The sequence below is a fragment of the Nitrococcus mobilis Nb-231 genome, assembly GCF_000153205.1.
Taxonomy (GTDB): Bacteria; Pseudomonadota; Gammaproteobacteria; order Nitrococcales; family Nitrococcaceae; genus Nitrococcus; species Nitrococcus mobilis.
The window spans coordinates 2,074,829-2,098,914 of the sequence record NZ_CH672427.1 but is presented as its reverse complement, the minus strand read 5'-3'; the positions used below and the strand labels follow the sequence as shown (position 1 = coordinate 2,098,914).

The window sequence follows — 24,086 nt, the reverse complement described above, 5'->3', positions numbered from 1 at the left end:
GAAAACTGAGGTAACCCATAATGCAAGTTGCAAAAATCGACGAAGAGACAATCAGCGCGGATGGGCTGGTGAAGTGGTTAAAACTCAATGGGACCTTCGATAATTTGATTGAAGAGCTGGTCAGCGAAAAGCTCACGGTGCATGCCGCGAAACGGGCGGGCATCAATATTACGCTCGAGGAGATTCAGGAGCGTTTCGATCAAATACGCCGCGTCGAAGGTCTGCATCGGGCCAAGGATACGCAGGAGTTCCTACAGCAGTTGGGGGTCAGCCTAGATGATTTTGAGGCCTATATAAGCGATACCTTATACAAGGAGAAAATGCTGGAGGAAGTTCGTCGGGACGAGGCCATTCAGGAGTATTTCAGTCTCAACTCACCCAAATTCGAAGGCATCGAAATAAGCCACATCGTCGTGGACTCCGAGAACAAGGCCAGGGAGATCCTCTCGCTCGCCGAGGAAGAGCCCGATATGTTCGCGGAGCTCGCGCGCGAGCACTCACTCGACGATGATACCAAGCACAACGGTGGGCTGGTGGGTAAGGTACTGCGCGGCGAGCTGCAGGACGAGATCGAAGCCAAGGTTTTCAACGCTTCGGCAGGCGAATTACTGGGGCCGTTCCAAACCCCCGATGAGCTGTTCTATGAAATCTTCAAGGTCGAGGCGAGGCATCCGGCCATTCTCGATACTGAAACCGAGAAAGAAGTGCGCCGTCTGGTCTACCGGGCCTGGCTTGAGGCCCGCGCTCAAGAGCATCGCCTGGAAGTGCTTTAGTTTCTCGTGATGGCTGCTTTTAGGGGGATGGGTTTTACTAAGCAGCGATGAGTTTGGCGCGGCGGCTGAGCACGGCCCCGAAGCGAAGGCGTGAGGGAGAGCAACCAGTGGATACAGTAGCGCTCACCGATTTTCTCGCCACAGTCGAAATCCTCTCTGCCTTCAGCCGCGAGCAGCTGGCCGTACTGGGAAGTCAGGCCGAGATCAAGGTGTACGATTTCGGCGATACGGTTTGCAACGCCGGCGAGCCAGAAACTGGGTTGTACATCATCAAATCCGGCGCGGTCAGGGTTTTCACCGAGGATCGGGGCAAAGAAATCAGCATGGGGATTCGCAAGGAAGGCGAGGTCTTCGCCGAGATCGCCGCCTTGCGTGATTACCGCCATGAATCCTCGGTGCGTGCCTCGTCGCGAACCGAACTGATCCATATCCCGCGAGCGGCCTTTAGCGCGATTCTCGCGGACAACAAGCAGGCGGAAACCTATATCGCCCATTACGCCGCCATCCAAGCGGCCGGAGGGTTTGTCACCCGGTTGTTCGACCTGCGCCGCAAAGTGGACAAAAACGAGCTTGAGGAGCTCATCCGCAGCATCGGGGTCAAGCGGGTCAGACCCGGTCAAGTGATCGTGGAGCAGGACGCGCGCGATGAGCAACGGCTCTTTGTGATCCGCAAAGGCCGGGTTCGGTTGATGCGCACGGAGGAAGGGCGGGATTATCCGCTGGCCAGTCTACGTCAAGGCGACGTGTTCGGAGAGAAGGCCTGCCTGCTCCAACAAGAGCAAGTGGCCAGCGCGATTGCCGATAGCGACACCACGCTTATTGTTATTACGCAGCAAACGGTTCATTTCATTCTCGAGCGCAATCCGAAGCTCAGGGAACTGCTCGAGGAGCGCATCCGTTTCCTCGAACGCGATCTGCTGCGGCAGAAGAAGCTCGCCGAGCGCCGTGGTCGACGAGTGCTGCTCGACCTTACGAGCCGGCCCGGGCTGGGCGAGCGTGTGCTAAAACGCTTCCCGCTGGTGGCGCAGGCCGAGGAGATGGACTGCGGCGCGGCCTGCTTGGCGATGATCTGCAAGCATTACGGCATCCCCATGACGCTCGGCAAGCTGCGTGAGCTGGCCAATGTCACGACCGAGGGTGCGACGTTGGATAGCTTGGCACGTGTGGGCGAGTCGCTCGGGTTTACTACACGGGCGGTCAAATGCACTTATCAAGCGTTGCTGGGCTTCGACTTGCCTTTTATTGCCCACTGGGAAGGCTACCACTACATCGTCGTCTACGGCGTTTCCAAAAGCCATGTCTGGATCGCCGATCCGGCGCTCGGCTTCAACAAGATGACGCTGGAGGAGTTCGAGAAAGGTTGGAGCGGCACCTGTTTGCTCTTCACGCCCGGTACGGAAATGGTGCAGATCGCCACCGGGCGCTCGCCGTGGGTACGCTTTGTAGGCTATCTCAGGCCCTACAAGGGCATTCTTGGGTATTTGGCTATGGCGACGTTGGTCATCGAGCTGCTCGGGGTTGCGCCACCGATCATCGTGCAGAATATCCTCGATCGGGTGGTTGTGCATCAGAGCTTTCAGCTGCTGCATATTTTGATCATCGGCCTGGTGATCGCGCATCTTTTTACTCAGCTCACTAATTTATTGCGCGGCTTTCTTGCGAGCTTCATGGTCCGAAATCTCGATTTCGCCATGATGTCGCAGTTTTTCAAGCACACACTGTCGTTACCCATTTCGTTTTTCTCCACCCGTAAGACCGGGGACATTTTCGCCCGCTTCCAAGAAAACATGACGATCCGGGCCTTTCTCACGCAGTCGACCATCACCACCCTGCTTAATCTGCTGATGGTGTTCGTCTATTTCATCGTGCTGTTTCTTTACAACGTCAAGATGACGTTGCTGCTGATTATGCTGATCGTCCCGATCGTGCTGTTGACGGTTTTGATTACGCCGAAGATAAAAAACTATGCCCGCTCGAGCTTTACGGCTTCCACCGATGCGGAGTCGACCTTGATGGAGACGCTTGCCGCGGCGGAGACGGTTAAGGGTATGGGCATCGAGCGCTCGCTGCGTCTCAAGTGGGAAAAAAAATACGCCAAATCGCTCGAAGTGAATTATCAGGCACAGCGCTTCGAGACCATCGTCGGGACGTTGGGGCAACTGTTCAGCGCCACAACGACCATCGTTATTCTTTGGGTGGGTGCTAATCTGGTGCTCAACCAGGAACTGACCATTGGCCAGCTGATTGCATTCAATATGCTGATGGGCAGCGTCATGTCACCCCTGATGGGGCTGGTCGGGCTGTGGGATCAGATCAACGAGGCCGGCGTTGCCATGGAACGGTTGGGGGACGTGCTGGATCTCGAACCCGAACAAAAAGCTGCAGAGGTCAGCACGCGGATCGTTTTGCCGGATTTGCGTGGCGATATCCGTTTCGAGGGTGTCTATTTCCGTTATGGCGGCAGGGAAAACCCTTATGTGTTGGAGAATATCAGTTTCGCGATCAAACCTGGGGAGGTGGTTGCGGTTGTCGGCCAAAGTGGATCCGGTAAGACCACGCTCTCCAAGCTGCTGGTGGGGTTCTATCTGCCGACGGAGGGCCGGATCAGCGTCGATGGCTATGATTTGAGCCTGATCGACAAGGAATACTTCCGCGCCCATATCGGCTACGTGATGCAGAACAATCTGCTCTTCTCGGGCACGCTGGCCGAGAACATCGCCATCGGGGAAGAGAATCCGGATCAACGCCGGATCGTTGAAGTCGCCAAGCTTGCCGATGCGCACGGCTTTATCAGCAATTTCCCGCTCGGCTACCAGCAGGTCGTCGGCGAGCGCGGCATGGGGCTTTCCGGCGGTCAAGTTCAGCGCCTGTGCATCGCGCGTGCGCTCTACCATGACCCTAACCTGCTGGTGTTTGACGAGGCGACCTCGGCGCTCGATACCCAATCGGAGAGCAACATTCTCAAGAGCATGCGTGAAATCCTGAAAGGCCGCACGGCGGTGGTTATCGCGCATCGGCTGAGCACGGTCATGGAAGCCGACAAAATCTTGGTGCTCTACCAAGGGCGGCTCGTGGAGGAGGGGCCGCATCAGGATCTGGTAAACAAGAAGGGCATGTACTATCAATTAGTGCAGAAACAGATCGCCGGTGCCCGATGAAACAATTTACATTCAAGAAACCTGCCACAAGCGCCTACGGCGAGTTGTTGGAGCAACTCGAGATTCTGCGATCGACGTTGCGCTGGGCCCAACAGCTTGACCGCACGGAAATCCAGAAGCTGCTGGGCCGCTGCAATGAGTTGCGCACCAAGGTGATGACGCTCTCCCGCAAGGAGCGGTTTGTCCAGGCCAGCGCCGGGCAAGTCTCCGAGGCGGCCACACCGGTTGCCGAGCACCCGGCGGGTGCGCCGCAACGCCGTCAGGCGCTGATCGATCGCAGCTTTATCTTCGAGGGGGTATTCGGTGAGAGTCCGAAGCTCCTCGAGGCCCTGGAGATCGGCGAGAAAGCCGCACCGACCAATTTGCCCGTGCTCATCGAAGGGGAGAGCGGAACCGGCAAAGAACTCCTCGCCAAGGTGATTCACGCAAACGGCCCACGCAGCAGCGGGGCATTCATCTCGGTCAACTGCGGCGCCATACCGGAGAATTTGATCGAATCGGAGCTGTTCGGGCACAAGCGGGGTGCTTTTACCGGCGCGGCCAGTGATCGTAAAGGTAAGTTCGAGAGCGCCAACGGTGGCACGATCTTCCTCGATGAGATCGGGGAACTGCCGCTGCAGGGCCAAGTCAAGCTGTTGCGTGTCCTGCAGTCCCAGGAGGTCCAGCGTGTTGGCTCCGATGAGTCGATTGCGGTGGATGCCCGAATCGTGGCGGCCACCAACCGAGATCTCTACCAAATGAGTCAGGAAGGGCGTTTCAGGGAGGATCTCTACTACCGGCTGAGCGTCATTCACGTGGTCATTCCTGCGCTGCGCGAGCGCCGCGACGAAATCCCGTTACTGATCGACTATTTCTGCGATGAGGCCGCAGAGCAGTTGCAACGGCCCCCGGTTCAACTCGCGGCGCGCCTGCGCCAGTTTCTGCTGAGCTATGCTTATCCAGGCAATATCCGAGAACTGCGCAACATCATTTTTCGTATCTCCTGTCTGGCCGACGGAACGGCGGATCTAAAGCATCTGCCGGAGGGCGCCCGGGCGCGTTCACCCGAGCGGATTTTGGTGGAGCCCGATTCGTCTGGTGCGACGGATTCGCTGAGCGACATCAAACGCATCGCCAGCGATCAGGCCGAACGCATTTTTCTCGAGCAACGGTTACGGGAGGTCGGGGGCAAGGTGACCGTGCTCGCCAAGCACACGGGAATGAATCGCTCTTATTTGCAGACCCTGCTCAAAAAGCACGGTCTCAGCGCCAAGTCGTTCCGGCCCGGTAAGACAGTGTGAAGCCATTGCTTAAGCGCTGGGTGGGTAGCGCGCTTTACGCAAGCCTGGCGATTGTCGGAAAGTCGGGCCCGCCGCCAACGATGCCAACACGAAAATCAATCGATGAAAAGCTGAGTGCCCTGGATGCTTTGGCGGTGGAGCGTGACCCGTCAATTAAGCTTGCTCGAATCCAAGACGCGCTTGGTGAGCGGCGTTATCGGGTCGTGGCAAAGGCCGCGCGTTTGGCCGCCAACGATTTACTCTACGAGGCGGTGCCGAATCTCATGGCTGCGTATCCGTGCTTTCTCGAGCAGCCTGTCAAGCGCGACCCCAATTGCCTCGCAAAAAAAGCCATCGCGCGCGCACTCGTGGACCTCGAGTGCGATGATGCGGCATTTTTTCTCGCTGGTTTGCGGTATCGGCAGCAGGGGCCGGTATGGGGCGGTGCGATCGACACGGCTGTCGATGTGCGCTGTAGCTGCGCCATGGGCCTCGTCGCCACCGGTTATGCGCACGCATTGGTGGAATTGACAGCATTGCTCCACGACCCGGAAGCCGAGGCCCGCGCGGGCGCCGCGCGTGCGATTGCCTGCGGCAATCCGCGCGAAGCCGAGTTGTTGCTGCGGTCCAAAGTCTTTGCCGGTGATCCGGAGGGCCACGTCATTGGTGAATGCTTTATGGGATTGCTCGGGGTGGAGCCGGATGAGTCGCTCGCATTCGTCGCACGCTACTTGTCGGATCCGGACGAGACGGTCCGCGAACTGGCCGCGCTGGCGCTTGGCGAATCGCGCTTGGAAGGTGCGCTGGATGCGCTGCAGGAGGCTTGGAACGACGTGCTGCTGCCGCCGGCTTTCCGTCGCGCGCTGCTCCGCGCCGCGGCTATACATCGCAGTGAACCCGCTTTCGATTGGCTTGCATCGCTCATCGAAGCATCCGGTCCGCGCGTGGTTGACGACATGGTGGAAACGCTGGTGCCCCATAAAGGCAACGTAAAACTGGCAGCGCGCTTGCGGGATGCGCTCGCAAGGTGCGGCGACCGAGCGCTACAGGCGAAATTCGCCGAGCTCTGAGAGTTGTGAGGCGCCGGGCTGCGTATTTCCAAGTAGTAGCAGATATGGGCGGGCTGCGCGCAGGCGGAGCGCGCGAACGTGTTTGCACTACGGTACTCTCTCGGCGGGCTGTGTTTCCGCCTTTTGAATCCATACCCGCACGATCCGCGGTCCGTCCAGTTCGCGGATCTCGAAGCGGTGGCCCTGCCATTGCAGTGACTCGCCCACGGCCGGAATGCGGCCGAGACGATCCAGCAACAAACCCGCAAGCGTGCGGTATTCACCGTCATAAGGCAGAGCCGTATCCAGCAGACGGTCTAGTTCTTTGATCGGAAAGGCGCCGGGGACTAGCCAGACGTCCTCGCCTATCGGTTGCGGCAGCGCATCGGTATCCGCCGTATCGACGAAGTCGCCGGCAATTGCGGCCAGAATGTCATTGACGGTGATCAGCCCCTCGATGCTGCCGTATTCGTCGACCACGATCGCCAGAGGTACCGGATGGTGGCGCAATTGCTCCAATACGCACAGCGCGCTCGCGCCCTCCTGGACGACCAGGGGTTGGGTGATCGCGCGCTCGATGTCCAGCTCTCGCTGTTCCAGCAGGTTGCGTAACAGATCGCGGCTTTGCACCACACCTTCAAAGGCATCCAACGCGCCACGCGCGACGGGCAAGCGCGTGTGCGGCGCCGTTTTGATCGACTCGAGCAGCGCCTCTTTGGCGCGGTCCAAATCCAGCCAGACGATGTCGCGGCGCTGCGTCATGATGGATTCGACCTCGCGTTGCGAGAGTTCCAGTACGCTGCGAATCATTTGCCGTTCGGTGGGTGCGAATACGGCTTCGGCGCCGGCTGCAATGACGGGCAATGGTGTTTCAGCCTCGATGTGCCCACCGAGTAGGTGCAACACGGCATCGGCGGTGCGCTCGCGCAGAGGGCGCTTCATGGCCTGCTTGGCGCGGTTGCGGCGGGCTACTTGATTGAAGAATTCGATCAACACCGAAAAACCGATGGCCGCGTAGAGATAGCCTTTCGGAATATGCAGGCCGAAGCCCTCGGCAATGAGGCTAAAGCCAATCATCAACAAGAAACCAAGGCAGAGCACGATTACGGTCGGGCGTTCATTGACGAAGTGCGTCAGTGGTTTGCTCGCCAACATCATCGCGGCTATGGCGATCACGACCGCGGCCATCATCACCCATAATTGCTCGACCATGCCGACGGCCGTAATGACGGCGTCCAGCGAAAACACCGCATCGAGTACGACGATTTGTGTGATCACGATGCCGAAAGCCGCGTGCGCTTTAGGCCCTTCGCGGCGCTGCGCGCCGCCTTCGAGACGCTCATGCAGCTCCATCGTAGCCTTGAATAACAGGAACACGCCGCCCGCCGCCAAAATGAGGTCACGACCCGAGAAGCCGTGTTCGAACACGCTGAACAGCGGAGCGGTGAGCGTCACGAGGTAGGACATGCCGGCGAGCAGGCCAAGGCGCAGCATCAGCGCGAGACTCAGACCGATAAGGCGTGCCCTGTCGCGCTGATGAGGTGGTAGCTTTTCGGCGAGGATGGCGATGAAGATGAGGTTGTCGATGCCGAGGATGAGCTCGAGCACGATCAGCGTCAGCAGGCCAAGCCCGACCGTGGGATCCGCAAAAATTTCCATCATGTGCTAAACGGGAACGGTTGGGATGCCTAGTATGCCACTCGTGCTGACGAGATTGGCGCGATACATATGGGTTGGCTCACCGTGCCATCCGGTCTCGCGGGGTTCGTAGCATGTCTTATTATGTGTTGGCCGATCTCGTTGTCCTAGTGCATTTCCTGTTTGTTCTGTTCGTGATTTTCGGGGGGGGGCTGGTGTTTTGGAAGCCTTGGCTCGCCTGGGCGCACCTGCCGGCCGCGTTATACGGGTTGTTGATTGAGTGGGTCGGTTGGGCCTGCCCACTCACACCGCTGGAAAACGCGTTACGCCGGCAGGCTGGGGGCGCCGGCTACGAAGGCGGATGGGTCGAACACTATATCCTGCCGTTGCTTTATCCCGAGGCGTTCACGCGCACTTTGGCGCTGGTTTTGGGTGCTGCGGTGTTGCTCATCAACGTTGCTATCTACGGGCTCTATTTGTGGCGCCGTTGAATCCGCATGATTCAGCGCAGGACCGCGCTCTGCCGGCGCATTGGGCTATTTCGGCGCAGAGACGAGCGCGTTCGGGAGCACCTCTGCCCGGCGATGTGTGGCAGAGTGTGTATACAGCCGCGTGGATCGTTCCCGCAAAATACCGGTTGAATGTTCTGAAATCCGCGGATATTCTCCGTTATGCATTTTTTTGCATAACAGAGTTCACATGCCTTGCCAGCGTTTACCTCGCGCCTTGCCCGCTCTCGGGGGCATCCTCATTCTCACGTTATTGTCCGGCGGATCGGCTTACGCCGATGCCAAACCATGGCGTTTGCACGAGGCCTTGTCGGCGCCGGCGTGGTTGGATGTCGGTGGTACCTACCGGGCCCGGTTCGAGCACTTAGACGGTGATTTTCGCGCGGGTTCGAGCGGCTCGACTCAAATCCTGGTCGGGCGATTGCTCTTTGGCGTCCAGGCAAATTTTGACCCGTTCTACATCGGCGCCGAGCTCGAGGATTCCCGCTCTCAGCTAGACGATTCCGACACGCCGCTCGGCACGGACGATGTCGACGCCATTGCATTGCTGCGTGCTTATATCGGCGCCAAAGGTTTGAATATGTTCGCAGCGGGTGATCAGCTTGACGTTACCGCGGGGCGGCTTACCATCGATCTTGGCAGTCGTCGGCTGGTCGCTCGCAACCGGTTTCGCAACACCATCAATGGGTTTACCGGGGTTAACGCGCTTTGGCAGGGACCGGCCGGAACGCAGCTGCAAACCTTTTACACGCTGCCGGTGCACCGCCGTCCGACTGATCGAGATCGTCTCGATGACAACGATATCGTCACCGACACCGAGAGCTTCAAGGTCCGCTTCTGGGCCGTTGATCTCAGGCAGGAAAACCTGTTCGGGGGGGCGACCGGCGAGGCCTATGTCTTTGGCCTGCACGAGGATGATGGCTCGGATGTGCCAACGGCGAATCGCCGCCTGCTCACGCCCGGTGTTCGGCTTTTTAGCGCTCCGGCGAAGGGGGCCTGGGATTTCGAGGTCGAGGCCGCTGGCCAAGTCGGCAAATCAAGATCGACGACATCGTCGGCGGATACGACCGATCTGGATCATCGTGCGGGTTTTGTCCATGCCCATCTCGCGCACACGTTCGATGCGCCGTGGTCGCCACGCTTGGTATTGCAATATGACTTTGCCAGCGGCGATGGCGATCCGAACGACGGCGAGAACAACCGCTTCGATACCCTGTTCGGGGCGCGGCGCTGGGAATTCGGACCAACGGGGATCTATGGGGCGTTAGCGCGCAGCAACATCAATTCGCCCGGCACCAGGATCGAGATCAAGCCGAGTCCAAATTTGAATGGCTTCGTCGGCTACCGGGCGGTCTGGCTCGCAAGCGATCGCGATGCTCTGACGACGGCTGAGGTGCGTGACCCAGGCGGCGCTTCCGGCTCTTTCGTCGGGCATCAGATCGAAGCACGGGTGCGGGCGGACGTTCTACCGGGGAACCTCGGTATGGAGTTCGGCGGAGCCTATCTGTTCGATGGCGAGTTTCTGAAAAAGGCACCGAATGCCGCCGGTAATGGCGATACAGCCTATTTTTACACTCAGTCTACTTTAACTTTTTGATAATTCGATATTTTATCGTCAGTCGTCGGCTTCTGCTGCCGCCGCCGCGGCGGCCTGCTCACGGGTGTAAAAGCGTCCCTGGCGCAGGAAGCCCGCGATCACCGAGGGTTTGACGCTGACGACGCGGTCTGCTGCGTCTCTTTCTAGTACCCATTCATCAGGCAGCCCGTCGAGTAGGTGCATGGGGGCGGGGGCGCCGTTTTTGAAGCGGGCGAGCACGGCGCAGCCGGTCTCCAGGTTGCGAAAAGCCGGGCGAAAGCCGCAATCATGATTGCCCTCGCTGACTCCTGCGCTACCGATGTGAGCCACGTTATCTTTGATTAGCCGGTCGGCATTCATGGGCTGGAAAAGCGGTCCCAAGGGACGGCAAGCTACCTCTTTGCGGTTGCGGGCGTGGTGGGTAGCAAGCTGATCGAGCCCTGAATTCTTGGGCAGGTCATCCAGTAGCAGGCTCATGCCTCACCTCCGACGGGACTGATGGATCTTGCATGAGTAATTACACGTTGCATGCCACCATCAAATTTGGAGGTGTTCGCAAGCGTTATCAATGGCCCCTGCCGTTTTTTTGCGCGGGTTAGCTAGCGCGCCACGTCACCTCGACCGCCGTTGTTCGGGCGGATCGTTGGTTATAGAGTGTCTTAGGCGGGGCTATTTGTTTGGAAAAAGGCGCCGCAGCGAGGTTCGCAGAGGCCGGACTGAGGTGCGCGCCCTAGCGCCGGCACCCATCGTCCCCCGGGCCCCTCCACGAATGTTCTTCATAGCCTTCTGATCGAGCTCGATGTTCTCATGCAGGTCTTTGATCGCGAGGCGGGCCATTGTTCTTTCCTCCACTGGTGGGTATTAAATCCATCTACCGAGGCTGCGGACGCGTCAATCCCCTCGGCTGTGGACACACGCATGATGCTGCGCTGCTTGGCACAGCGTGACTCACATTTTCCTTTATACCCAGGTCAGCGACTTTTGCCTAGCCCAGAAGTTTCAGTGCACCGTGGAAAGGCGCACTGAAACTTCCGGGTTAGCTCCAATTGGTCCGGTCGGCGCAATCGGTTCATGCCAGCTCCTCGGGATCATAGCCCAGATTGGGCGTGAGCCAGCGTTCAGCCTCCTTAAGGCTCATGCCTTTACGCTTGGCGTAGTCTTCGACCTGATCCCGGTAGATCTGTCCAAGGCCAAAATAGCGCGCATTCGGATGGGCAAAATACCATCCGCTCACAGCCGCGGTGGGTACCATAGCCCAGCTCTCGGTGAGCGTTATGGCGGCGTTGCGCTCGGCATCCAGCAGTTCCCAGACCAGCGCTTTCTCGGTGTGATCGGGGCAGGCCGGGTAACCCGGTGCGGGCCGAATCCCCTGGTATCGCTCTTGGATGAGTGCCTCGTTATCGAGCGCTTCCCCGGTGGTATAGCCCCAGTATTCGGTCCGAACCCGGTGGTGGAGCATCTCGGCGCAAGCCTCCGCAAGGCGGTCGGCCAGCGCTTTGAGCAAAATGGCGTTGTAATCATCGTGCTCGGCTTCGAAGCGGCGAATGTGCGCTTCGATGCCGATGCCGGTGGTGACCGCGAAGGCTCCCAGCCAATCGGGGAGGCCTGTCTCCTTGGGTGCCACAAAATCGGCCAGGCTCATATTGGGTCGTCCGGCCGGTTTTTCGGTCTGTTGGCGCAGATGATGGGTGACGAGCCGGACTTGAGTGCGGGATTCATCGGTATAGACTTCAGTATCCTCGCCCACGGCATTGGCGGGAAACAGCCCGCAGACCCCACGGGCTTGCAGCCACTGCTCTTCGATGATTTGGGTCAGCATGGCGCGCGCGTCGGCATAGAGCTTACGCGCCGCCTCGCCGACGAGGGCATCGTCGAGAAGCTTCGGAAAGCGCCCGGCGAGTTGCCAGGCGGAGAAAAACGGCGTCCAGTCGATGTAGGGCTCGAGTGTCTCCAGCGCGACCTCATCGAGCACGTGCAGACCCGGTTGCTGCGGCTGCGGCGGCTCGTAGGTCGTCCAATCGATCGGGTAGCGGTTCGCGCGTGCCTCGGTGATGCGCAGCCATTTCTGTTTGCGCTGCCGCTTGGCGCGCTGCTGACGGACACCCTCGTACTCTTCCTTGATGGATTGCACGTAAGCCGCGCGCTGAGTGGTGCTCATGAGCTTCGAACAAACTCCGACCGCCCGGGAGGCGTCCTTGACGTAGATCACATCGCCGGAATACTGCGGCGCGATTTTGACCGCCGTGTGCACGCGTGAGGTGGTCGCGCCACCGATCAGCAGCGGAATGTCCAGCCCTTGGCGTTCCATCTCCTTGGCCATGCCCACCATTTCGTCCAGCGACGGTGTGATAAGACCTGACAGGCCAACAATATCCGCTTTTTGTTCAAGGGCGATGGCCAGCGTCTTTTCGTTGGGCACCATGACGCCAAGGTCGGTGACCTCGAAATTGTTGCATTGCAGAACAACGCCGACGATGTTTTTGCCGATATCGTGAACATCACCCTTGACCGTCGCCATCACGATGCGGGCATTGGGTTCGCTGTTGCCGTGCTTTGCCTTTTCCGCTTCGATGAAGGGAAGTAGGTAGGCGACTGCTTTCTTCATCACCCGGGCGCTTTTGACCACCTGCGGTAGGAACATTTTGCCGGAGCCGAACAGATCGCCGACCACGTTCATACCGTCCATCAGCGGCCCTTCGATTACCTCGATGGGTTGTGCGTGCTGCGTTCGCGCCTCTTCGGTATCCGTTTCGATATACTCCACGATCCCCTTGACCAGGGCGTGCTCCAAGCGCTTAGCGACCGACCGGGTGCGCCACTCGAGATCTTCCTCCTTGCTCTTCGCGCCCTGACCTTTGAACTGCTCGGCGTACTCCACCAGCCGCTCGGTGGCATCGTCGCGTCGATTGAGTAGCACATCCTCGACCCGCTCCAAGAGATCCTTGGGTATGTCGTCATAGACCTCGAGCTGGCCGGCGTTGACGATAGCCATATCCATGCCGGCCTGGATCGCATGATAGAGAAAGGCCGAGTGCATGGCCCGGCGTACCGGCTCGTTGCCGCGAAACGAGAAGGACAGGTTGGACAGTCCGCCGGAGACCTTGACGTGTGGCAGCCTCGTCTTGACCTCTCTGGTGGCGTCGATGAAGTCCACAGCGTAGTTATTGTGTTCCTCGAGGCCGGTGGCGATGGCGAAGATATTGAGATCGAGGATGATGTCCTCGGGCGGGAAGCCCACTTCTTCGGTGAGGATCCGGTAGGCACGCTCGGCGATCGCTACTCGCCGCTCGAGCGTATCGGCCTGGCCCTGTTCGTCGAAGGCCATGATCACGGCGGCCGCCCCGTAGCGGCGTACGAGGCCGGCTTTGGCGATGAAATCCTCCTCCCCCTCTTTGAGACTGATGGAGTTGACGATGGCCTTGCCCTGGATGCATTGCAGACCAGCTTCGATTACTTCCCATTTGGAGGAGTCCACCATGAAGGGGACGCGAGCGATATCGGGCTCGCCGGCGGCCAGATTGAGAAAGCGCACCATGCACTCCTTGGAATCCAGCAACCCTTCGTCCATGTTGACGTCGATGATTTGCGCCCCGCTCTCGACTTGATCACGCCCCACCTCCAGGGCGGCTTCGAAGTCATCTTCCTTGATCAGGCGTCGGAACCGAGCCGAGCCGGTCACGTTAGTTCGTTCGCCGATGTTCGCGAATAGGGAATCCGTGCCGAGGGTGAGCGGCTCCAAACCGGATAGGCGCAGGGCGCGCGGCCGCTCGGGCCGCTGTCGCGGCGGCAATCCAGCGATAGCCTCGCGGATGGCCGCGATATGCTCCGGTGTGGTGCCGCAACAGCCGCCGGCGATATTGACGTAGCCGCTTTCGACGAACTCACGCAGCAACTGCGCCATGGCGTGCGGGCTTTGTTCGTACTCACCCATCTCGTTGGGCAGCCCGGCGTTGGGGTGAGTGCTGACGTAGCACTCGGCGATCTGCGAGAGCTCCTTGATGTAGGGGCGGAGATCCTCGGCGCCGAGCGCGCAGTTGAGCCCGATGGCGAAGGGTTGCGCATGGCGCACCGAGTTCCAGAACGCTTCCGTGGTTTGACCCGAGAGGGTGCGGCCGCTCGCGTCGGTGATTGTGCCCGAGACCATAACCGGCACCTTGGTACCAAGCTGCTGGAATAAGCCATCTAGGGCGAACAGGCAGGCTTTGGCGTTCAAAGTGTCAAAAATAGTCTCTACCAGCAGCAGATCGACGCCACCGCTAATCAGCCCCTGCGCCGCCTCGGTATAGGCCTCGACCAGCTGGGTGAAGCTGGTGTTGCGATAGCCTGGGTTGTTGACGTCCGGAGAGAGGGAGGCGGTCTTGCTCGTTGGCCCCAGCACTCCGGCGACGAAACGCGGCTGCTGCGGGGTCGCGCGCGAGAACTCGTCGGCGCACTTGCGGGCGATGCGCGCGGCGGTCAGGTTGATCTCAGGGACCAAATGCTCGGTCGCATAATCCGCCTGCGAGGGCGTGGTGGCATTGAAGGTGTTGGTCTCGATAATGTCAGCGCCGGCTTGCAGGTTCGATCGATGAATCTCAGCGACGATATCCGGTCGAGTGCAGACCAGTAAATCGTTGTTGCCTTGCAGATTACAGCCATGATCACGAAAACGATCGCCGCGGAAGTCCTCTTCCGCCAGGCGATAGCGCTGGATCATCGTGCCCGTCGCACTGTCGAGCAGCAGGACCCGGTGTTCGAGTTCCTCCTGCAGCCGATTCGTTGAGTCGGTCATCGGTCGTAGCTACCAAAACGCTGCCAAACCAAACAAAATACAGCAAACGATGAGAAGGATTAAATATACTTATGTGTTGGCGCGCGTTTGGCTGCGGGCGACGCACTACACTAGATGGCGGCCTGCTGTTAAAATTCAACTTAAGACAGTTTATATCGCTTAGCGTCGGCTTGGCCGGTTGGTGATTCGTTTGGGCTCGGTTGATGGCCGACGGATGAGGAGGTGCTTATGGCATCGGAAACCAATACCGCGGTTACGTTCCTCCGCGATTGTGAGGTCGCATTGGTTCCCACTGGTGAGACGGGAATCATCCACAAGGGGTCCGAGGGGGAGATCACCCAGGCTCTGGGCGGCAGCTATACGGTCAATCTATGGGCCAGTCTGTTTCGGATCGACGGCTCGAACGCCGATGCCATCGGCCGGGAGCCCGACCCACCGCCCACACTACCGGAGTGTGCGACCGACCAGGATGTGGAAAAAACGGTTTGGGATCAGCTGCGGCTTTGCTATGACCCTGAGATCCCCGTTAACGTCGTCGAGCTGGGTCTGGTTTATGAGTGCGACATCAAGAAGCTGGCCGAGGATCGCCGGCACGTCTATATCCGTATGACCCTGACCGCGCCGAGTTGCGGCATGGGGGATATCCTCGCCTATGACGTTAAAACGAAGGTGAGTCGGGTGCCGACGGTGGAGGAGGCTGAGATCGAGATCGTCTTGGAGCCGCCGTGGACCCAGGACATGATGTCGGAGGCGGCCCAACTTGAGACCGGTCTGCTCTAGCCGGGTACCCAAAAGCATGGTGAGAACGGCTGACTGCCATTATTATGCTCAGGGAGTCAATTAAAAAATTTGGTGAGCAAGGGAACTTCTTCATCTTAGGTAAGATCGGATTGCCAAATGGGGAGAACGCTTACCTTCAAGCAGGGAGAGTGAATGAGAAAAGCGATCTTGGGCTTATTGGCAGGACTTTTTTTCCTCGGGCTGGTGGCCGGTGGGTCGGGCGTTCGCCAGCTTCATAATGAAATCCACACCATTCAGCAGCAATGGTTGACCATAAAAGCTTCTCGCCCCAATCAGTCCACTGTGGCACAGGCGCGTGCGCTGTGGTGGCATACCCACGATTTGCAGCGTCGCTATGCGGATAACCCGCAGGTGAAGGTCTGGGAGAATCGGACCTGGTATACCTACTGGGACTACCTCAAGCAGGTAGGCTAAGGCCGGGACATTAGCTGGCGGGTTTGACTTATTGGCCGCAGGCGTGCGGGCGCCGCGGGCGGCTCTCAAATCGATGGCTCAGGAATCGGTTGCGGATTACAGAGGCGAGATTCCCTCAGCGGCTGGGCACCGGGAAATGCTTGTAGCCGTGGTGCGTATAGGTTAAAGCCTCGCCCGTGGCGGAGATCAGTCGGATACCGCGGCCGTCCTCGATTCGACCGATGCGGGTCAGACTCACACCCGCCTGTCGGGCCCGGGCGTGGGCTTCTTTTTCCCGATCCAGCGGCAGGCTCAGGCAAAGTTCGTAATCATCGCCGCCGGTCAAAGCCAATGTCGTTGCGTGCGTTGCCGATGCTGAACGGCGCAAAGCCGAGGACAGCGGCAGCCGGTGGGGCTCGATGAGCACGGCGACCGCGCTGCGCTCGGCCAGGTGCGCCGCATCCGCCAACAGTCCATCGGACACATCGATGGCGGCCGTGGCGAGATCGGCGAGAGCCCGTGCCAGCGCGGTTCGTGGGGTGGGGCGGTGTAGGCGTTCGATCAGAAAGTGAGCATCGACGCCCTCACGCTGACCGCCTTGCCAGAATTGTAGGCCAAGGGCCGCATCCCCGAGCGTTCCGGATACGTATAGGCCATCGCCGGGGCGCGCGCCGTCGCGGCGCAGCGGCCGATCGGCGTAGCCGGCCACCTGAACCGTAACCGTTATGGCCTGCCCGCGACTGATATCACCCCCGACGAGGGCCATCCCGGCTCCATTCGCCAGCGCGGCCAGTCCGCCGGCGAAGCGCTCGAGCCAGTCCGGGTCGGCCCGTGGCAGTGTCAGGGCAAGCAACAGCCAGGCCGGCTCGGCAGCCATCGCCGCCAGATCGCTGAGATTGACGGCAAGCGCTTTGTAGCCCACGGCCTCCGCGGGGGCATCGACCGGGAAATGAACACCCGCCACCAAGGTGTCCGTGCTGAGCGCTAGGCGTCGCCCGCTGTGTGGTGCCACGAGCGCCGCGTCGTCACCTACGGTGAGGATGACATCGTCGCGGCGGGCGCCAATTCCCGTGAAATAGCGCTCGATGAGTTCGAATTCGGAGAGCGCCATCGCTTTAGCCCTCGGGTAGAACCCAACAGTCCGCCATGGCCACCTCGCTTGACCACCGCCGAGCACGAATACACGTGCACACTCAGCGCTCGGCGGCGCGCTTCGCACTAATGTTTTTCGGCTCGTCGACGGCCAATTTCGGCCGCCCGCAAGGGGGTGTGGTGCCCGACCCGATCCAGCACGCCGTTGATATAGCGGTGACTCTGCTCGGCACCGAACAGTCTGGCCAGATCCACAGCCTCGTTGACGACCACCCGGTAGGGAATATCAAGACGCTGGGTGAGCTCATAGGTCCCCATTCGGAGAATGGCTTTTTCAACGGGGTCGATAACGGCTAGCGGTCGGTCCAGGGCCGGCTCGATGAGGGCATCGAGGCTGGCTAGCCGGGCGGGGATTTCGTAGAGCAGTTCCGCAAAGTATTCGAGGTCGACATGCGCCATGTTGTGTTCCTCGAGGAACTGCCGTTCGATCTCCGCGCTGTCCTGAGCGGTCAGCTGCCATTGATACAGGGCCTGGAGCACGCGGCGACGAGCGCGGCTGCGCCGGTGCCGCGGTGCATGGGTTTTGCCGTTTGCAGTCATTTGCTTTCGCTTTAATCCAGTCGGCGCAGCAGGCTGGCCGTCTCCAGAGCGGAGAGCGTGGCCTCGGTGCCTTTGTTGCCGGCTTTAGTACCGGCGCGTTCGATGGCCTGTTCGATCGTATCGGTGGTGAGCACACCGAAGCCGATCGGCACATCATGCGCCAATGAAGCTTCGGCAATGCCCCGGGCGCACGCACCGGCGACGTAATCAAAGTGTGGCGTGCCGCCACGAATGACACAAGCCAAGGCAATGATCGCGTCGTACTGGCCGGAACGGGCCACCCGATTGACCACCAACGGCATCTCATAAGCGCCGGGGACGCGAATGACGGTAATTGCATGCTCGGCTACTCCATGGCGTCGCAGAGTATCGAGTGCGCCCTCGAGCAGATTGTCCACAATGAAGCGGTTGAACCGGCTGGCAACGATCGCGAAGCGACCTTCGCAGGCGGTGAAATCACCCTCGATGGTTTTGAGCATATTCTCGTATTCATCAAGAAAATCTTGCAGGAAGGCGTCTGCCTAGGGCCTGATGAGGGCGTTTCCACCCTGCTTCCAGTGAACGGCCCTAGTGCAATCCGCCGCGGCGAAGGAATAGCAGCGCGTATTCCTAAAGGTGTCGCCAGAGCACTTTATAACGTAGCGCCATGGCTGCAAACAGCAAAACATGTATGCGGCTGGGCTGCTGCGGTCGGAACTTGCCTGCCGCCGGTTTCGATCGGCGCTTGGAATAAACCGAGCAGCCGCTCGTTCAATGCTCATCGCTGGGCGGTTCCACGTACTCGACGACCTCCATGCCGAAACCCGATAGCCCATGCATGCGTTTGGGTGCGCTGAGTACGCGCATCCGCCGCACGCCCAGATCAGTCAATATCTGGGCTCCGACCCCGTAGGTGCGTAGGTCCTCGCTGTGCTGTGGAGAAGCCGTCTTCGTCTTCTGGGCATCGTCGGTAGGGGCAGTTTGATACTGGCGCATGCGTTGGAGAATATCTACCGCATCATTGGCCCGTCGCAACACGACAATGACACCGGGTTCGTCTGTGCTCACTTTTTCGAGTGCCGAGCGCAACGGCCAGCCGCAGTGAGGCCCTATGCCGGCGAAGACATCCGCGAGGGTGTTTTGAATATGCACGCGCACCAGCGTCGGTTGCTCCGGCTCTATGGTCGAGTTAATCAACGCGAAATGTAAGGCGCCATCCACAGCATCCTGATAGGCATACAGATGGAAGGTTCCGTATTCGGTCGGTAGATCGCACTCGGCCACACGCTCCACCGTCCGCTCGTTACGAATGCGATAGGCGATGAGATCTGCGACCGTGCCGATTTTGAGGCCATGCTCTTGGGCGAAGCGCATTAAATCGGTACGGCGCGCCATCGTGCCGTCCTCGTTGAGGATCTCGACGATGACCGCGGCCGGCTCGAAGCCGGCGAGACGAGCCAGATCGCAGCCCGCCTCGGTGTGGCCGGCCCGCGTGAGCACGCCCCCCGGCTGGGCCATCAACGGAAATATGTGTCCGGGTTGGACCAGATCCTCGGGGCGGGCCATGGGAGCTACCGCCGCTTGAATCGTGCGTGCTCGGTCGGCTGCGGAAATTCCCGTGGTGACACCGCTCGCGGCTTCGATGGAGAGGGTGAAATTGGTGGCCTGCCGATATTCGGTCTCGTTGACCATCAGCGGTAGCCGTAGCCGTTCACAGCGTTCGCGGGTAAGCGTGAGGCAGATCAGGCCGCGGCCGTAGCGGGCCATGAAGTTGATATCTTCGGGGCGCACCATGGATGCGATCATGACCAAGTCACCCTCGTCTTCGCGATCCTCCTCATCCATGATAATGGTCATGCGGCCTTGACGTAGATCCTCGAGGATCTCGTCGATACTGTTGAACATTAGGATATCCCCTTCGCCTCCCGGTTAGCGTTACCATTCCATTCGAGTCTTGGCCGGGCGTAGCGAGCGAGCGGCCCCGTGCTATCTCTCATAGTCGGCGGGGGGTACCGCAGCACTCAGCATGAGCCGCTCCAGATAGCGGGCAACAAGATCGATCTCCAAGTTCATGCACTCGCCCGGGCGGCGCGTGCCGAGCGTCGTCACCTGCAAGGTATGCGGCACGAGAGCCACTTCGAATTCGGCTCCGGCCACCGCATTGACGGTAAGGCTGACGCCCGCCAGGCAGATCGAGCCTTTCTCCGCGATATACCGGGCCAGCCGCTGCGGGCCCCGGAGGCACCAGCGCTCACAACGTCCGGCCGGACTTCGCCAAAGCAGTTCGGCAACGCCATCCACATGCCCACTCACTAAGTGACCGCCGAGCGCGCTGCTTAGGGTGAGCGCTGGCTCGAGGTTGACTTGATTGCCCGCCGTGAGATCCCCTAGGGTGGTGCGCGATAAGGTCTCAGCGGAGACGTCGACAACGAAGCCATCGGCGGCTTTGCTAACCAGTGTGAGGCAGCAGCCATCGACTGCGAGGCTATCGCCTGGCTGCAGCCCATTGCTGTCCAAATCCCCCGGCTCGATAAGGAGCCGCCGGTCCTGCCCATATGGGCTCGCTTGCCGTACGGTTCCCACCGCCTGCACGATTCCCGTGAACATTCAGCCTTTCTCCAAGCGAGCCGTCAAGCGCAGGTCCGGACCAAGGGCCCGCATATCAGTGATCGTGATCGGGATTCGCTCCGCCATTCGAACCAGCCCGGGTAGCCGCAACAAAGGCCGCGCCTCGTCTCCCATGAGGTGAGGGGCGATATACACCACCAGCTCATCGATTAAGTCAGCCTGCAATAGGGCTCCGCTCAAGGTGGGGCCGGCCTCGACCAGTAGCTCGTTGATTTCGGCATTGCCGATCGCGGTCAAGGCCTGGCGGAGCTCTACGCGGCCGTCGCTATCCGGTTCGATCGGCCATAACTCGGCGCCGGCAGCAGTGAGATCCTGGGCGCGCCGGCGGTCGTGATGAGCGTATAGCACGGCAACCTTGCCGGGCTCCTGCAGCATGCGGGCCTGTTTGGGGATACGCAAACGCGAGTCGAGCACGAGTCGGCAAGGCTGGACCAGATCCCAAGAAGTGTCCACATCACGAGCGGTCAGTTGGGGGTCATCGGCCAGGACGGTACCGTGGCCGGTGAGTAGGCCGTCGCTGCGGGCCCGTAGTCGATGGACATCGCCTCGTGCCGCGGCGGCCGTGATCCAGCGACTCTCACCGGAGGCCATCGCCGTGCGTCCGTCTAGGCTCATGGCGAGCTTGCAGCGTACGTAGGGTAGGCCGGTGCGCATGCGCTTGAAAAAGCCGGGATTCAGGGTTTGCGCCTGTTCTGCCATTAGCCCGTGGCGGGTGGTGATACCCGCAGCCGTTAGCTGCTCCAGTCCTTGCCCGGCGACCCGTGGGTTAGGATCTTTACAGGCTGCAATGACCCGCGTGATCCCGGCGCTGAGCAGTGCTGTGGTACACGGAGGTGTACGGCCGTGATGACAGCAAGGTTCCAGGGTCACATACAGGATGGCGCCGCGTGCCGCTTGGCCCGCAGCCGCCAAGGCATTAATTTCCGCATGCGGCTCGCCCGCCCGGCGGTGCCAGCCCTCGCCGACCAGTTGCCCGTTGCGTACGATTACGCAGCCCACCCGCGGGTTGGGTCCGGTCGAAAAAAGCCCACGCTTCGCCAAGCGTAGGGCGTGCGCCATGTATTGCCGGTCAGCGGCCGTAAAATCGGTCACCTCATCGCGCCGTCGCACTCTACTGATCCTTTGGCTCGTCGTCGGACGGCGGCAAGCGACTTTCCCTAGGCTGCAGCTGCTCCAGCCCATCGATCACCTCGCGAAAGGCGCTCACGTCCTGGAAGCTGCGGTAAACGGAGGCGAAACGCACGTAGGCGACTTGATCGAGCTCACGCAGCTCATCCATAACCCATTCCCCGATCTGTCGAGCCGGTATTTCACGCTCGCCGCTGTGGCGGATTCGCTTGAGAATGCGGCTTATCGCCGCTTCGATGGCTTCGGTGGCGACCGGGCGTTTCTCGAGCGCTCGCAGCAATCCGGTGCGCAATTTTCGATGGTCCAGTACCTCCCGCGAGCCATCGCGTTTGACGACCTGGGGCATTACCAACTCGGCGCTTTCGTAAGTAGTGAAACGCTCGACGCATTGCAGGCACTCGCGGCGACGACGTACCTGATCGCCCTCACCGGCGAGACGGGAATCGATCACGCGGGTCTCCTGGGCCTGGCAGAACGGGCAGCGCATGCTAGCCTACCCCGCCACCGCGCCGATCGGCGCGGTGTTACAACAAGACGCCGGTGCGCGGGTATCCGGGTTCGCCGGGTCATTGCGGATGGACCGAGCAGTCGAGCGTGAGCCGTAACGACCGCTCCTGTTCCGGTTGGATGGGATGGCTTCGGCCGGTCTTCCCGGCTCAAGCACTTGCCTGGTAGACCGGGAAGCGTCGGCAGATCTCCAGTACTTGACTGCGGACCCGGGCGATAATTTGCTCATTATGGATGTCATCCAGGATGTCGCATATCCACCCCGCCAATTGCCGGACTTCCGCCTCACCAAAACCGCGGGTGGTAACGGCCGGTGAGCCGATACGCAAGCCGCTGGTAACAAATGGCGATTGCGGGTCGTTCGGTACGGTATTTTTGTTCACCGTGATATTCGCTCGACCCAAAACGGCGTCGGCCTCCTTGCCGGTCAAGCCCTGCTTGATGAGGTTGATCAAGAACAGGTGATTATCGGTGCCGCCGCTGACCACCTGAAAGCCCCGGTCCATAACGGTGGCCGCCATCGCTCGGGAGTTGGCCAGAACCTGCTGTTGATAATCGGTGAAGGCCGGTTCCAACGCTTCCTTCAGCGCGACCGCTTTGGCGGCGATGACATGCATCAGCGGTCCACCCTGAGTGCCTGGAAAGACCAGGGATTGTAAGGCCTTCTCGACCCGATCGTTAGCGCGTGCCAGAATCAGGCCGCCGCGTGGGCCACGCAAGGTTTTGTGAGTCGTCGTGGTGGTGACATCGGCGATCTGAGCCGGGTTGGGATAAAGGCCGGCGGCCACGAGACCCGCTACGTGAGCCATGTCGACGATCAGGTAGGCGCCGATCTCGTCGGCTATTTCGCGAAAACGCTGCCAATCAATCACTCGTGAATAGGCTGAAAAACCGGCGATTACCAGCTTGGGCCGGTGCTCGAGGGCAAGGCGCTCGACTTGCGCGTAGTCGATCTCGCCGGTTCGCGCATCGATGCCGTACTGCACGGCGTTGAACAGTTTGCCCGAGAAATTCGGCTTGGCGCCATGGGTCAGGTGGCCGCCGTGATCGAGGCTCATGCCCAAGATGGTGTCACCCGGCTTGGCCAGCGCCAGGTAGACGGCGGCATTGGCCTGGGAGCCCGAGTGGGGTTGCACGTTGGCGTAGGCCGCGCCGAACAGTCGCTTAGCCCGGTCGATGGCCAGTTGCTCAGCAATATCCACGTACTCGCAGCCGCCATAGTAGCGTTTGGCCGGGTAGCCTTCCGCGTATTTGTTGGTCAGAACACTGCCTTGGGCCTCGAGCACCCGCGGGCTGGCGTAGTTCTCGGATGCGATGAGCTCGATGTGCTCCTCCTGGCGATGTTTCTCCCGCTCGATCGCCTCGGCCAGTTCAGGATCAAGTCCGGCAATGGTCATCTCACTGGAGAACATGCGACCCCCTCTATAATTGAGCAAAAGCGATTTGGCATCCGGGGCATGCATACTAAAGCTCACGCCCGCCGTGATTGGGCCTGCAGCGCCAGGATTCGGACTCAGCGGGGCGAGCTAAGGTTCCACGACCGCGCGGTTACTGCACCAGAGTGCCGCTCGGTGGATCGCCGGCGCAACCCCGTTAGGCTTTATAGGATAAATGATTCATCCGCGCGGTGCATTCCAGTGCTGGCCGCGTGACGCCACGTGGTAAGCTGCGCGCGCATGCGCCGCACGTGCCCGCCGTCCCAATAGCGGCGCGCGCAGGACGGACACCGGCGAAAGGGGCCGTGGCTACCCGGGGGAGCACCGTGCCCCGAGTCGACGTGCAACGGCGCGTTGCAGAGCAGGCACCGGCTAAAGGGGGCGTGCAGCCAGTCAAGCGAAAGCCGTTGCGCGAGCTCGGCGGCTTGACCGGCGGGGCGTACGGCTTGCAGTCGGATCACTCGGCCGGCGGCGCCGCGATGTTCGAGCAGTTTGCGGTCGCGGGTGAGCAGATAACGTTGCTCGACCACGGCCGTCGTCAGCAGCCGGTGGTCACTCGTGCGCTCACCGGCCAGGCTGGTATCGTAGCCGGCGGCGCGCAACCAGCGGCACAGCCGTATCAGCATCCGATCGCAGAGAAACCGTGGACCCTCGGACGAGTCGCTCGTGGGCGGCCCGATTGTCGGCGCCTCGGGCCGATCCGACTGCGCCGTGTCATTCCGGATCATAGCCACTACCTTATATACAGTATATTCAGTTTGGCTGAGCCACTTATCAAACAATCAGAGT

General features: G+C 60.3%; 20 protein-coding genes. 8 read left to right on the top strand and 12 right to left on the bottom strand.

All coding sequences use genetic code 11. The features are described from left to right. The first annotated feature begins 20 nt into the window (after positions 1–20). The 4 genes from NB231_RS09590 to NB231_RS09575 all read left to right on the top strand — a co-directional run bounded on the left by NB231_RS09590 (position 21) and on the right by NB231_RS09575 (position 6,260). Entirely contained in the window at positions 21–773 is a 753-nt protein-coding gene (locus NB231_RS09590) for a peptidylprolyl isomerase (protein ID WP_005002185.1), read from the top strand. Positions 774–880: 107 nt separating this feature from the next. Continuing rightward, on the top strand, positions 881–3,931 hold the full coding sequence (locus tag NB231_RS09585) for an ABC transporter transmembrane domain-containing protein (RefSeq protein ID WP_198007282.1): 3,051 nt from the start codon (positions 881–883) through the stop codon (positions 3,929–3,931). Next, complete coding sequence (locus tag NB231_RS09580; protein WP_005002181.1) at positions 3,928–5,211, top strand: sigma-54 interaction domain-containing protein; 1,284 nt, start codon at positions 3,928–3,930, stop codon at positions 5,209–5,211. Before NB231_RS09585 ends, NB231_RS09580 begins: the two co-directional genes overlap by 4 nt. Before the next feature lie 80 nt (positions 5,212–5,291). Next, positions 5,292–6,260 carry a HEAT repeat domain-containing protein gene (locus NB231_RS09575; RefSeq protein ID WP_005002179.1) on the top strand — a complete coding sequence of 323 codons (969 nt, stop codon included), beginning with the start codon at positions 5,292–5,294 and terminating at the stop codon, positions 6,258–6,260. 87 nt (positions 6,261–6,347) lie between these two features. On the opposite strand, the gene NB231_RS09570 is transcribed toward NB231_RS09575, so the two are convergent. After that, entirely contained in the window at positions 6,348–7,901 is a 1,554-nt protein-coding gene (locus tag NB231_RS09570) for a TerC family protein (RefSeq protein WP_005002178.1), read from the bottom strand. A 110-nt stretch (positions 7,902–8,011) separates the two neighbouring features. Here NB231_RS09570 and NB231_RS09565 point away from each other — a divergent pair, with 110 nt between their 5' ends. Next, positions 8,012–8,368, top strand: a complete 357-nt coding sequence (locus NB231_RS09565; protein WP_005002176.1) for a DUF2784 domain-containing protein — start codon at positions 8,012–8,014, stop codon at positions 8,366–8,368. Positions 8,369–8,603: 235 nt separating this feature from the next. Then, positions 8,604–9,983, top strand: a complete 1,380-nt coding sequence (locus NB231_RS09560) for an alginate export family protein (protein WP_232210436.1) — start codon at positions 8,604–8,606, stop codon at positions 9,981–9,983. A gap of 18 nt (positions 9,984–10,001) precedes the next feature. On the opposite strand, the gene NB231_RS09555 is transcribed toward NB231_RS09560, so the two are convergent. Next, on the bottom strand, positions 10,002–10,439 hold the full coding sequence (locus NB231_RS09555) for a hypothetical protein (protein ID WP_005002173.1): 438 nt from the start codon (positions 10,437–10,439) through the stop codon (positions 10,002–10,004). 592 nt (positions 10,440–11,031) lie between these two features. Beyond that, positions 11,032–14,733: a methionine synthase gene (gene metH / locus NB231_RS09550; protein WP_005002169.1), complete on the bottom strand. Its 3,702-nt coding sequence runs from the start codon at positions 14,731–14,733 to the stop codon at positions 11,032–11,034. 228 nt (positions 14,734–14,961) lie between these two features. On the opposite strand from metH, the gene sufT reads away from it, so the two are divergent. Together sufT and NB231_RS09540 are read left to right on the top strand one after the other, a co-directional pair. Continuing rightward, entirely contained in the window at positions 14,962–15,513 is a 552-nt protein-coding gene (gene sufT / locus NB231_RS09545) for a putative Fe-S cluster assembly protein SufT (RefSeq protein ID WP_005002167.1), read from the top strand. Between the two features lie 153 nt (positions 15,514–15,666). After that, a complete protein-coding gene (locus tag NB231_RS09540) occupies positions 15,667–15,948 on the top strand; it encodes a hypothetical protein (protein ID WP_005002165.1) in 282 nt (93 codons plus the stop codon). Positions 15,949–16,063: 115 nt separating this feature from the next. Here the strand turns inward: NB231_RS09540 and thiL are convergent, their stop codons facing one another. The 9 genes from thiL to NB231_RS09495 all read right to left on the bottom strand — a co-directional run bounded on the left by thiL (position 16,064) and on the right by NB231_RS09495 (position 24,025). Further along, positions 16,064–17,038, bottom strand: coding sequence for a thiamine-phosphate kinase (gene thiL / locus NB231_RS09535; protein WP_005002162.1), 975 nt, complete (start codon positions 17,036–17,038; stop codon positions 16,064–16,066). A 107-nt stretch (positions 17,039–17,145) separates the two neighbouring features. Next, on the bottom strand, positions 17,146–17,619 hold the full coding sequence (nusB, locus tag NB231_RS09530; RefSeq protein WP_005002160.1) for a transcription antitermination factor NusB: 474 nt from the start codon (positions 17,617–17,619) through the stop codon (positions 17,146–17,148). A gap of 11 nt (positions 17,620–17,630) precedes the next feature. Then, positions 17,631–18,098: a 6,7-dimethyl-8-ribityllumazine synthase gene (gene ribH / locus NB231_RS09525; protein WP_005002158.1), complete on the bottom strand. Its 468-nt coding sequence runs from the start codon at positions 18,096–18,098 to the stop codon at positions 17,631–17,633. Between the two features lie 271 nt (positions 18,099–18,369). After that, a complete protein-coding gene (gene ribBA, locus NB231_RS09520) occupies positions 18,370–19,503 on the bottom strand; it encodes a bifunctional 3,4-dihydroxy-2-butanone-4-phosphate synthase/GTP cyclohydrolase II (RefSeq protein WP_005002155.1) in 1,134 nt (377 codons plus the stop codon). Positions 19,504–19,584: 81 nt separating this feature from the next. Further along, entirely contained in the window at positions 19,585–20,205 is a 621-nt protein-coding gene (locus NB231_RS09515) for a riboflavin synthase (RefSeq protein WP_005002154.1), read from the bottom strand. Further along, entirely contained in the window at positions 20,206–21,336 is a 1,131-nt protein-coding gene (ribD, locus tag NB231_RS09510) for a bifunctional diaminohydroxyphosphoribosylaminopyrimidine deaminase/5-amino-6-(5-phosphoribosylamino)uracil reductase RibD (RefSeq protein ID WP_005002153.1), read from the bottom strand. A gap of 1 nt (position 21,337) precedes the next feature. Continuing rightward, complete coding sequence (gene nrdR, locus NB231_RS09505) at positions 21,338–21,841, bottom strand: transcriptional regulator NrdR (protein ID WP_005002152.1); 504 nt, start codon at positions 21,839–21,841, stop codon at positions 21,338–21,340. 169 nt (positions 21,842–22,010) lie between these two features. Next, positions 22,011–23,273 carry a serine hydroxymethyltransferase gene (gene glyA / locus NB231_RS09500; protein WP_005002150.1) on the bottom strand — a complete coding sequence of 421 codons (1,263 nt, stop codon included), beginning with the start codon at positions 23,271–23,273 and terminating at the stop codon, positions 22,011–22,013. A gap of 188 nt (positions 23,274–23,461) precedes the next feature. Then, on the bottom strand, positions 23,462–24,025 hold the full coding sequence (locus NB231_RS09495) for a Mut7-C RNAse domain-containing protein (protein ID WP_005002149.1): 564 nt from the start codon (positions 24,023–24,025) through the stop codon (positions 23,462–23,464). Between the last annotated feature and the right edge of the window lie 61 nt (positions 24,026–24,086).

Coding starts and splice junctions, on each gene's coding strand:
- sufT (WP_005002167.1), top strand. CDS start 14,962: ATGGCATCGGAAACCAATACCGCGGTTACGTTCCTCCGCGATTGTGAG.
- NB231_RS09570 (WP_005002178.1), bottom strand. CDS start 7,901: ATGATGGAAATTTTTGCGGATCCCACGGTCGGGCTTGGCCTGCTGACG.
- NB231_RS09555 (WP_005002173.1), bottom strand. CDS start 10,439: ATGAGCCTGCTACTGGATGACCTGCCCAAGAATTCAGGGCTCGATCAG.
- ribH (WP_005002158.1), bottom strand. CDS start 18,098: ATGCTCAAAACCATCGAGGGTGATTTCACCGCCTGCGAAGGTCGCTTC.
- NB231_RS09590 (WP_005002185.1), top strand. CDS start 21: ATGCAAGTTGCAAAAATCGACGAAGAGACAATCAGCGCGGATGGGCTG.
- NB231_RS09565 (WP_005002176.1), top strand. CDS start 8,012: ATGTCTTATTATGTGTTGGCCGATCTCGTTGTCCTAGTGCATTTCCTG.
- thiL (WP_005002162.1), bottom strand. CDS start 17,038: ATGGCGCTCTCCGAATTCGAACTCATCGAGCGCTATTTCACGGGAATT.
- NB231_RS09575 (WP_005002179.1), top strand. CDS start 5,292: ATGCCAACACGAAAATCAATCGATGAAAAGCTGAGTGCCCTGGATGCT.
- glyA (WP_005002150.1), bottom strand. CDS start 23,273: ATGTTCTCCAGTGAGATGACCATTGCCGGACTTGATCCTGAACTGGCC.
- ribBA (WP_005002155.1), bottom strand. CDS start 19,503: ATGTTCAACAGTATCGACGAGATCCTCGAGGATCTACGTCAAGGCCGC.
- NB231_RS09540 (WP_005002165.1), top strand. CDS start 15,667: ATGAGAAAAGCGATCTTGGGCTTATTGGCAGGACTTTTTTTCCTCGGG.
- NB231_RS09495 (WP_005002149.1), bottom strand. CDS start 24,025: ATGATCCGGAATGACACGGCGCAGTCGGATCGGCCCGAGGCGCCGACA.
- metH (WP_005002169.1), bottom strand. CDS start 14,733: ATGACCGACTCAACGAATCGGCTGCAGGAGGAACTCGAACACCGGGTC.
- nusB (WP_005002160.1), bottom strand. CDS start 17,619: ATGACTGCAAACGGCAAAACCCATGCACCGCGGCACCGGCGCAGCCGC.
- NB231_RS09580 (WP_005002181.1), top strand. CDS start 3,928: ATGAAACAATTTACATTCAAGAAACCTGCCACAAGCGCCTACGGCGAG.
- NB231_RS09515 (WP_005002154.1), bottom strand. CDS start 20,205: ATGTTCACGGGAATCGTGCAGGCGGTGGGAACCGTACGGCAAGCGAGC.
- nrdR (WP_005002152.1), bottom strand. CDS start 21,841: ATGCGCTGCCCGTTCTGCCAGGCCCAGGAGACCCGCGTGATCGATTCC.